Origin of the sequence: Brevundimonas sp. P7753, from assembly GCF_013386595.1 — a bacterium.
Classification (GTDB): domain Bacteria; phylum Pseudomonadota; class Alphaproteobacteria; order Caulobacterales; family Caulobacteraceae; genus Brevundimonas; species Brevundimonas bullata.
Genome location: NZ_JACARP010000136.1, coordinates 269 through 9,987, shown reverse-complemented (window position 1 = coordinate 9,987; position 9,719 = coordinate 269). Strand labels below are relative to the sequence as shown.

At 68.2% G+C, this 9,719-nt stretch carries 8 protein-coding genes; 4 read left to right on the top strand and 4 right to left on the bottom strand.

The features are described from left to right. Window positions 1-82: 82 nt before the first annotated feature. Both HX774_RS18315 and HX774_RS18310 read right to left on the bottom strand, forming a co-directional pair. On the bottom strand, window positions 83-421 hold the full coding sequence (locus HX774_RS18315; RefSeq protein ID WP_114818763.1) for a multidrug efflux SMR transporter: 339 nt from the start codon (window positions 419-421) through the stop codon (window positions 83-85). Next, entirely contained in the window at window positions 418-999 is a 582-nt protein-coding gene (locus HX774_RS18310) for a TetR/AcrR family transcriptional regulator (RefSeq protein WP_178828877.1), read from the bottom strand. Before HX774_RS18310 ends, HX774_RS18315 begins: the two co-directional genes overlap by 4 nt. Window positions 1,000-1,118: 119 nt before the next feature. On the opposite strand from HX774_RS18310, the gene HX774_RS18305 reads away from it, so the two are divergent. From HX774_RS18305 to HX774_RS18295, 3 genes are read left to right on the top strand one after another with little or no spacing between them, the layout of a single operon-like run. Continuing rightward, window positions 1,119-2,825, top strand: a complete 1,707-nt coding sequence (locus HX774_RS18305; protein ID WP_178828876.1) for a molecular chaperone HscC — start codon at window positions 1,119-1,121, stop codon at window positions 2,823-2,825. After that, window positions 2,822-4,618: a hypothetical protein gene (locus HX774_RS18300; RefSeq protein WP_178828875.1), complete on the top strand. Its 1,797-nt coding sequence runs from the start codon at window positions 2,822-2,824 to the stop codon at window positions 4,616-4,618. Before HX774_RS18305 ends, HX774_RS18300 begins: the two co-directional genes overlap by 4 nt. A 42-nt stretch (window positions 4,619-4,660) precedes the next feature. Then, window positions 4,661-6,484, top strand: coding sequence for an ABC-F family ATP-binding cassette domain-containing protein (locus HX774_RS18295; RefSeq protein WP_178828874.1), 1,824 nt, complete (start codon window positions 4,661-4,663; stop codon window positions 6,482-6,484). 109 nt (window positions 6,485-6,593) lie between these two features. Here the strand turns inward: HX774_RS18295 and HX774_RS18290 are convergent, their stop codons facing one another. Together HX774_RS18290 and HX774_RS20285 are read right to left on the bottom strand one after the other, a co-directional pair. Continuing rightward, window positions 6,594-7,058, bottom strand: coding sequence for an OmpA family protein (locus tag HX774_RS18290; RefSeq protein ID WP_178828873.1), 465 nt, complete (start codon window positions 7,056-7,058; stop codon window positions 6,594-6,596). A 197-nt stretch (window positions 7,059-7,255) separates the two neighbouring features. Beyond that, window positions 7,256-8,347 carry a DUF5694 domain-containing protein gene (locus HX774_RS20285; RefSeq protein WP_178828872.1) on the bottom strand — a complete coding sequence of 364 codons (1,092 nt, stop codon included), beginning with the start codon at window positions 8,345-8,347 and terminating at the stop codon, window positions 7,256-7,258. Between the two features lie 771 nt (window positions 8,348-9,118). On the opposite strand from HX774_RS20285, the gene HX774_RS18280 reads away from it, so the two are divergent. Continuing rightward, a partial coding sequence (locus tag HX774_RS18280; RefSeq protein WP_255500547.1) for an ABC transporter substrate-binding protein occupies window positions 9,119-9,719 on the top strand: 601 nt, incomplete at its 3' end.

The window sequence follows — 9,719 nt, the reverse complement described above, 5'->3', positions numbered from 1 at the left end:
CGCCTGATGTGCCGAAGCGCCCCCACCCGCCTGCCGCTTCGCGCCAGCCACCCTCCCCATATAGGGGAGGGAGAACTATTGCTCAATGCGTCACACTCTTGGAAAACAGGTTGATCACCACCACCCCGCCCACGATCATCACCAGGCCGACCACCGCCGGCACATCCAGTTTCTGCTTGAACAGAACCAGACCGATGATCGAGATCAGCACCACCCCCAGCCCGCTCCAGATGGCGTAGGCCAGCCCCACCGGCATCTGCTTCAAGGCAATGGTCAGCAGATAGAAGGCCAGGCCGTAACAAAGCGCCAGCCCCGCCGTAGGCCACGGCCGCGTGAACTGCTGCGACTGCTGCAACAGCGTCGTCCCCAGCACCTCCAGGCCGATGGCGCCCAGCAGGGCCGCCCAGGTCACGGGGTTCATGCCTCGCCCGCCTCGGCCAGCAACACACCTGGCGTCAGCAACGACAACAGGGCCTTGCGCTGTTCCGGCGACACCTCATGCGTCCCGAACAGATCGCTCATCCACAGACCGTCCGCAATCAGCCGCAGCATCAGGGCGTCGTCCTTGCCCGCCGGATCGACCGGATCGTCCTCGGCCAGGGCCCGCATCGCCGCCCGCCAGCGCACGATCAGCCCCGGCTCGACGGCGCAGGCCACCAGGGCCGCCCGGCCGATGCTGACGTCGCGCTCCGTCACCGGGTCGTTGACCGTGGCCCTCAGATAGGCCCGCGCATTGCGGCCATAGGGGTTGGGATCGCGCCCCGCCTCTTCCAGCACCTGGGCCGTCATCTCCCCGGCCAGATGGTCGATCACGCCCTCCAGCAAGGCCAGCTTGGTCGGGAAATGATGCAGCAAGGCGCCCTTGCTGAACGGCAGGCGCGCGACCACCGCGTCCAGCGTCAACCCCATCGCCCCCTGCTCCGCGGCGACCTCTATGGCCATGTCGATGATCTCGGCCCGGGTGGCTTCCGGCGCGCGGCGGCGTATCTGAGCGTCCATGCCATTACATACCAACTAGACGGTTACGGGCCAATCCAATTTCACCGAACGCCGCGCTTCGACTTGAAGACCAGACGCCCTGACCGCTAAGACAAGCGCAGCATTAGGCGGGGGCCAGCGTGATAATCGGCATTGATCTGGGGACGACCAACAGCGCGGTCGGCGTCTGGCGCGACGGCAAGGCGGAGCTGATTCCCAACAGCCTTGGCCATCTCCTGACGCCCTCGGCTGTCAGCCTGGACGACACGACCGGCGACGTCCTGGTCGGACTGGCCGCGCGCGAGCGGCAATCGACCCACCCCGCCCTGACCGCCACGGCCTTCAAGCGCTACATGGGCGCCAACCGCCCGACCAAACTGGGCAGGCAGAGCTTCCTGCCCGAGGAGCTGTCCGCCCTGGTCCTGCGCCGCCTGGCTGACGACGCCGCCGCCTATCTGGGCCAGCCGGTGACTGAGGCCGTGATCACCGTCCCGGCCTATTTCAACGACAAGCAGCGCAAGGCCACCCGCCGCGCCGGCGAACTGGCCGGACTCAAGGTCGAGCGCCTGCTGAACGAACCGACCGCCGCCGCCCTGGCCTACGGCATCCATGAACTGGACGACGAGAGCCGCTTTTTGGTCTTCGACCTAGGCGGCGGCACCTTTGACGTCTCCGTGCTGGAAATCTTCGAGGGCGTCATCGAGGTTCGCGCCTCCACCGGTGACAACCGCCTGGGCGGCGAGGACTTCAACCAGCTGCTGATCGAGGCCTTCGGCAAGGCTGTCGGCGACCGCCTCTCGGCCCAGGACCGCGCCGATCCCCTGCTGCGCGAACGTATCCGCGCCGCGGCCGAACGCGCCCGTCGCGCCCTGACCGAAGGCGCCGCCGCCACCATGACCGTGACCTGGAAGGACGAGAGCTTCGAGCACGGCTTCACCGCCGACGCCTTCGAGGAGATGTGCTCCGGCCTGCTGACCCGGCTGCGCGATCCCGTCCTGCGAGCTCTGCGCGACGCGGGCCTGCGCGCCGACGGCCTGCAGGAGATCGTCATGGTCGGCGGGGCCACGCGTATGCCCGTCGTGCGCCGCGCCCTGACCCGGATGTTCGGTCGCTTCCCCTCCAACGCCGTCGACCCGGATCAGGCCGTGGCCCTGGGCGCCGCCATCCAGGCCGGGTTGAAGTCGCGCGACACGGCGCTGAAGGAGGTCGTCCTGACCGACGTCTGCCCCTACAGCCTGGGGGTCGAGATCAGCGAGCGCGGCCCCGGCGGCATGATCCGCCACGGCGTCTTCTCCCCCATCATAGAGCGCAACACCGTCATCCCGGCCAGCCGCCTCCAAGTCTATTCCACCATGGAGGCCAATCAGCGCCAGGTGAAACTGCCCATCTATCAGGGCGAGTCCCGAGCCGTGATCGACAACATTCGCCTCGGCGAGCTGGATGTCGCCGTCCCCGCCGCCCCGGCCGGCGAGATCGCCATCGAGGTCCGCTTCTCCTACGACATCAACGGCCTGCTGGAGGTCGACGTCCATGTGCCGAAAACCGGCGAGCGTCGCGAACTGGTCATCGCCGACGAAGACGTCATGTCCGGCCCCGACTTCCTCAAGCGCCGCGAAGCCCTGGCCGCGCTCAAGCACCACCCGCGCGACGCCGACCTGAACCGCGTCATCCTGGCCCGCGCCGCCCGCTGTTACGAGGACGCCCTAGGCGACCAGCGCCACTTCATCGGCCAGCACCTAGACCGCTTCGCCTTCATCCTGGAGCGCCAGGCCCCCCGCGAAATCGAACACGGCCGCGCCGAGCTGACGCAGGTCCTCGACCAGTTCGAAGGCTCGACCTGGCTGTGAGCACCTCCATCTGGCGCGAACTCGCCATCTCCCCCTCGACCGACGAGCGCGAGATCCGTCGCGCCTACGCCCGGCGGCTGAAGATCGTTCATCCCGAGGACGACCCCGAGGGCTTTCAGGCGCTTCGCGCCGCCTTCGAACAGGCCATGAACCACGCCCGCCACGCCGCCTGGTCGGCGCAGGACTGGCCCGAAGACGAAACGGTCGACCAGGAACTGGACGCCGCCCCTGCCCCCGTCCAAGGCGCGGCTGACCACACGGCCTCGGTCTCGACCCTGGACCAAGCCCCGCAACAGGACCCCGCCCTGGTCGCCGAGATCGAGCGTGACCGCGCCGAGCGTGTCGAGCATCAGCGCCGCTGCGACGCCCTGTCCGAGGCCCTGCGTCAGCCCACGCCTGACAACGAAGCGGTCCTGACCGCCCTGGTCGCCGTCTTCCGCTCGCCCGCCCTCGGCGCCCTCGACGTGCATGAATCGACCGAGCACTGGCTGGGTCAGTTGGCCGCCCAGCGCGGCCCAGGCTTCGACGTCATGCTGGAGCCCACCATCACCTTCTTCGGCTGGGACCACCAACCTGTCGGCCACCACTGGAACCCCGGCCTCGGCGCCCTGCAGCATCGCGAGGACCTTGAGACCATCCGCCGCCTGCGCAACCCGGATTCACCTGCCCACGACTCCTTCATGGCCCTCAGCCGCCCGGTCGGCTGGCGGATGCGCCTCGACGCTCGCATGAAACCCGAACTGGCCAGCCGCATCGCCGATCTTCTGGCCCGCATCGATCAAGAGGCCCCCTACGTTCTCGGCTATCTCGACGCGGACTCCGTCGCCTGGTGGCGGGCCTATCTGTCCCGCCCTCGACTGGGGACGGCCAGCTTCTGGTTCGTCGTCGCCATCACCCTGCTGGCCGGGTTTTACGCCGCATCGGAAGCACCGGACGGCGCCGGGGGCGCCCACTTCATGACCGGCCTCGCAGCAGGACTGGCCAGCTCGAGCCTACTGGCGCTGGCCGCCCATCACCTCCTTGTTCTGCCACGCTGGAAATGGCTCAACGACACCCCCCGCGACCGAGGTTTCTGGATAATCTCGGGTTGGGTTCCGGCCCTCGCCGCGTTGATCCTGATCGCCTCGCTCGTTCCTCTGAACCTGGGAACCGCCGCAAGGCCGTTGGCGTCGGCGATCTTTGGTTTGACGGGGCTGGCGGTCGCAGCCTGGGCGACGGTCACTGCTGACGAAGATCCCTGGTCCCAAAGACTCTACCGGCTCTGGGCCTGGACGCCGCTCTTCCTGCCGCTGTGGTTCATCAGCGGCTTCGCCACGGCTGACCGTCCCGCCCTGCAACTGACGATCATCACGGGCCTGCTCGCATTCAGCGCGGGCGGCCTGCACCTGACCCGCCTCTGGCCAACCGACGACCAGGGCCACAAGCGGGCCGGGGTCCTGCTGGCCGTCGCCGCGACGATCGGCGCCGTCCTGGCGAATCAGTCCCAGACCTTCCCGGTCCTCGCCGGCCCGGCTCTAGCCGTGCTCTTGCTGTCCGCCGCGACCGCCGTTGTGGCCGGACCGCGACAGGTTTCCGGTCTTGTACTCGCACGAAACTGGCTGGTTCCTCTGGTGGTCTTCTTCATCTCGACCATCGCCGAGGACGCCCCGCTGTCCTACAATCGCACCCTCTTCGCATGGGGCGGTCTCTGGTTAGGCGGCGTCCTCGCCCTGATGACGCTCTGCGATGTCCTGGGTCTGGGCCGTAACCCGTTCAGCACTAAACGCCGCAAGTCCGCCGACCGCTTCGCCTGACTCCGATGGCGGTCGGGCGCGGGGCAGGCTATAGGCCGCGCCATGGCTGCCAGACCCCCCCTCGTCGCACTTAAAGATGTCCGCCTTCAGGACGGCCAGCGTCCGCTGTTCGACGGCGTCGATCTCGCGGTTGAACCGCGCACCCGCGCCGCCCTGGTCGGGCGCAACGGCGCCGGCAAGTCGACCCTGATGAAGGTCGTCATGGGCCTGATCGAGCAGGACTCGGGCGACCGTTCGGTCCAGGCCGGCACCCGCTTCGCCTATGTGCCGCAAGAGCCGGACGTCAAAGGCGACACCCTGCTGGACTACGCCGCATCCGGCGGCGCCGAGCGCTGGACCGCCGAAAGCTGGCTGGCCACCTTCGGCCTCGACCCGGAAAAATCGGCCGTCGGCCTGTCGGGCGGCGAGACGCGCCGCGCGGCCCTGGCCAAGGCGTTCGCCGAAGAACCCGACGTCCTGATGCTGGACGAGCCGACCAACCACCTCGACATCCTGGCCATCGAACTGCTGGAAAACGAGCTGGTTCAGGCCCGCTTCGCCGTCCTGGTCGTCAGCCACGACCGCGCCTTCCTGAACAAGGTGACCAACACCGTCCACTGGCTGGAAAACCGCCGCGTCCGCACCCTGAACAAGGGCTTCAACGCCTTTGACGAGTGGTCCACCAAGGTCATGGAGGAAGAGGCCGAGTCCTTGCGTCGTCTGTCCAAGACCATCGAGCGAGAGACCGCGACCTTCTACTCCTCCATCACCGCGCGCCGCAGCCGCAACGAAGGCCGCGCCCGCTCGCTGCAAGCCCTGCGCAGCGAGCACGCCGAACGGGCCAAGGATCAGCCGCGCGAGCTCTATCTCGGCGTCGATTCCGGCGTCACCTCGGGCAAGCTGGTGGCCGACCTCAAGGGCGTGTCCAAGGTCTTTGGCGACCGCACCATCTTCAAGCCCTTCACCACCCGCATCATCCGCGGCGACCGGCTGGCCATCGTCGGTCCCAACGGCGCGGGCAAGACCACCCTGGTCAAGGTGCTGCTGGGCGAACTGACCCCCGACGAGGGCACGGTCAAACTCGGCTCCAACCTCGAACCCGTCTATCTGGATCAGTCGCGCGAGGGGCTGAAGTCGGACATGACCCTGTGGGACGCCCTGACGCCCGGCGGCGGCGACAGCATCATCGTGCGCGGCTTCTCCAAGCACGTCGCGGCCTACGCCAAGGACTTCCTCTTCTCCGAGGCCCAGCTGCGCCAGCCGATCTCGACCCTGTCGGGCGGCGAGCGCAACCGCCTGCTGCTGGCCCGCGCCCTGGCCAAGCCCGCCAATATGCTGGTCCTCGACGAACCGACCAACGACCTGGACATGGACACCCTCGACAAGCTGGAAGAGCTGCTGGAGTCCTATGACGGCACCCTGATCCTGGTGTCGCACGACCGCGACTTCGTCGACCGTCTGGCCACCTCGACCATCGCCATGAACGGGCGCGGCGACATCGTCGAAACCCCCGGCGGCTGGACCGACTTCATCCGCCAGAACCCCGGCTTCCTCCAGCCCGGCGCCAACCCGCGTCCGCAGGACAAGGAAGCCGCCGACCGCGCCGCCGCCAACCCCGCGCCCGCAACCGCTGCCCCCACAAAAAAGCCCGGCAAGCTGTCCTTCAAGGACGCCCACCGGCTGAAAGAGCTGGAAGCCCTGCTGGAAACCCTGCCCGGCCAGATCGCCAGGCAGGACGCCATCCTGGCCGACCAGTCCCTCTACACCCGCGACCCCAAGGCCTTCGACGCCGCCATGAAGGCCGCCGACAAGGCCCGCGCCGACCTCGAAGCCGCCGAACTGGAATGGCTGGAACTGGAAGAGAAGCGCGCGGCCCTTGCGCGGTAGTGCCGCGCTGCCCGCATCCTCGACAAGCGGACTGGCGGAATGTCAGCTAGGGGTGGCAAGCGGTCATGGCTGCTCGGAACCGGAGTTGATTGTGGGCGGCAAGCGGGCCTCAGCGGCGGTAGGGCTTCATCGGACACGAGGCCAATGCCCGAGGCGGTTCGGAAGACCAGTCAAACAGCACGAACCGGTTCAGCGGATCTGACGTATCATCGGCTGTCGAACGGTTCAGAAGCCGTTCGCCGCAAGACATGACGATTATGCGCCGCGGGTCCACGCCTTCCAGAACGAGGAGGTCAGCCACGGCGAACGCCCGCTTCCAGGCGAGGGCCTGATTGAACGCCTCGGAACCCGCGGTATCAGTCTGACCCCGCACATAGACGAAACTGTCCGTTGGAACTCTCGGCCCCAGATACTCGATGGGATCGATCTGATAACGCCTGACGGGCGTCGCGGAGCCGGACTCAAAATAGACGTAGCCGTGGACGAGCGGCGGCTTCGGGGGCGGAGGCGGAGGCAGCGGAGCCGTTTGGGCCAATCCTGCGCTGACGACAGCCATCATAAGGTCGGGCGACATCGGTTTCTCTCGTAGGGTCAGCCGACTATCGCGACCTCGACGAAGGACCGCTTTGGGTCGATTTCGGTCCTAGGCTTTGGCGCTGAAAGCGGACATCGACCACCAGGCCGGAAAGCGGCCGTCGTCGATGTCAGCGAGGGGTGCGAAGCGGGAAGTGGGCTCGGCGCTCCGAAGCCCCCTCCCCTTTCAGTCCTGCCTCAGCGCAGCACCTGATCCACGTCCGCCAGCACCACGTCGTGCATCTGGTTCAGATAGGCCTCGTAGTAGCCCTTGTGCGAGGCGCCCACGAGGGTCAGCATCTTCACGCCCGGCTTGACCCCCATGACGTCGCGCATGTTGGCGACCATGCGCAGGTTCCGCGTCTCATAGGCCGCCAGATACATCCGGCCGAAGCCCTCGGGCGACGGGTCCTTCTGGGCCGCGCCGAAGTCGCCCTCATAGGCCAGGCGCTGGGCCTCGGCGCTGTTGTAGTAGCGATAGAGGTTCAGCAGGCCGTCCGGCTGCGACAGGCCGGCCGTGAACGGCGCCTCCGCCGCCTTGCGCTCTTCGTTCGCCGGGTTGTTCCAGACCTGACGGATCGCCCGGACGAAGCCCTTGATGTCCGCCGGATAGCGGTCGGCCGAATGATCGTCGACGCTCCACACCCGTTCCAGCCCCAGCCGCGCGGCCAGAACGGCGGCGACGGAATCGCTCTCGTTGATGCTGTCCCGCTGGGTGTTCAGTTGCGCGACCAGAGTCGCGTCCAGCCCCTCGCCCTCACGGCGTTCTGCCGGAGCCAGACGCAGCCACTGGACCAGGGCCGAGGTCGGCTCGCCCGCCGCCAGGAAGACCGCCGCCAGACGGCGACGCTGCTCCGGCGTCGGCGCGGCGGGCCATTCCGCCAGCAGCCGCTCGGCTTCGGCGTTGGCCGCCGGGACGTCCAGCCCGGTCTGCTGACCAGCGTGGCTGAAGTCCTCGCAGTAGTCGCTGATCGACACGGCGTAGCGCTGCGGATAGCGGCGCATAGCGTCGCATTGGAGGCCCGAGACGTTCTCGATGGCGATCACCTCGGGCGCCCAGGCCGCCAGGCGATCCAGCAGCGGCGCCAGCATCTCGGCCTTCACCGCGTCGCCCATCTGGGCCAGATGCGGCGATCCCACCACCAACACCTCGTTGACCCGACCCGCCGGCGGCCCCTTCAGCTGGTCCGGGTGGAAGGTCGGACGATAGGTCTGGGCGGCGGCGCCCCCCGTCAGAGCTAGGGCGACGCCCAGGGCCACAAGACCAGCGGAAAAACGAACTGAATTCACGACAGGCAACCTTGGAAGGATCGAAAGCGCCGCCCTCGACGGCTCAAGCGCGACTGTTAGAGGAACCCGCGTTCGCCGCCCCGTTAATTCCCGCTCATCTTCGATCCGCCTGCGCTTTCCTGTGGACGCCGCCACGCGCCTGATCCGGCGTCGCGAATTGCATTGCTCCACAGCCATCCACAGACTTGCCCACCACCTCGGCGCCACTTGCCCACAGGGCGCCGAATCGCTCGCTTGCCAGAAACCCTCGTTCGTCAGACCCTCATCAGGCCAAGGGACACGGCGGCGCGGAAACCCCAGACCAGCAATGGCGACGGGGGTTTCAAGCGAACCGGCCCGGCTCTCTGACCCAGGGTTCCAAGCCTCTTCGGGGGATGCGGAAACACCGACGCAGGGCCACAGGCTCCCGACCTTTCAGCGCTTCGGCGCAGGGGTTGTGGAGAACCGGGCCAGGATCGAAGACGACGCGTCCCGACGACGCGCCCGACGCGACCAGGAGCCGCCAGGAGACCAGCCGCCGCCGCCGGGTCCGCCCGTCGGCGCCGCCGCGAAAATCGGTCTGGACGCTTCGCGTTCAAACGCAGATTTTCGCTTCGGAAAACGGCCAGGCCCTGACCCAACCGGCCAGGTCCAACCCGGACTTGGCGAGGGGACGCGATCAGGGGACCGCCTTCGGGCGCCTCGGGGTCGCGTCCCCTCGCTCAATTGCGGTGTGCAGTGCGGCGCCGCCGACCTTTCCAAGTCCGCCGCCGCCCCCTAAACCATCCCTCAATGACCTTCGACCGACTCTCCCGCCGCAATCTGCTGCTGGGCGCCGCCGGCCTGACCGCCGTGAGCGCCCTGTCCGCCTGCGGCCGCGCCGAGGCGCCGGTCGACGAGTCCGGCCGCGTGCGCCTGCGCCTCGCCGCCGGCGGACCTGTCACCGCCGCCCATGGCGGCTTCTATCAGGCCATCGCCACCGGGGCCTATGAGCGGCGCGGCCTGAACGTCGAGATCCTGACCGGAGCCGCCGGGGCCGACGTGCCCGCCCTGCTGGCCGCCAGCGCCGTCGAACTGGCCGTCGGCGCCGACAGCTTCGCCCCCATGCGGCTGATCGCCGACCGCGCCCCGGTCAAGGCCGTCGCCGCCTTCCTGCAAAAGGACCCCGTGGTCCTGATGGCGCGCCCGGATCAGCCGCTGGAGACCCTGTCGGCCCTGCGCGACCGGCCCATCCTGATGAGCCCCGCCGACCAGGCCGGCTTCTGGAACTGGCTGAGGACCCGCTTCGACCTGACCGCCGATCAGGCCAGGCCAGGCACGCCCGAGGACAACCTCAAGGCGTTGCGCGACGATCCCAAGGCGGTGCTGGTGGGCCGGCTGACGGCGGGCGATC

Bases quoted from the DNA above. Each gene is read 5' to 3' on its own strand.
- HX774_RS18315 (WP_114818763.1), bottom strand. From the start codon at position 421: ATGAACCCCGTGACCTGGGCGGCCCTGCTGGGCGCCATCGGCCTGGAG.
- HX774_RS18310 (WP_178828877.1), bottom strand. From the start codon at position 999: ATGGACGCTCAGATACGCCGCCGCGCGCCGGAAGCCACCCGGGCCGAG.
- HX774_RS18295 (WP_178828874.1), top strand. From the start codon at position 4,661: ATGGCTGCCAGACCCCCCCTCGTCGCACTTAAAGATGTCCGCCTTCAG.
- HX774_RS18290 (WP_178828873.1), bottom strand. From the start codon at position 7,058: ATGTCGCCCGACCTTATGATGGCTGTCGTCAGCGCAGGATTGGCCCAA.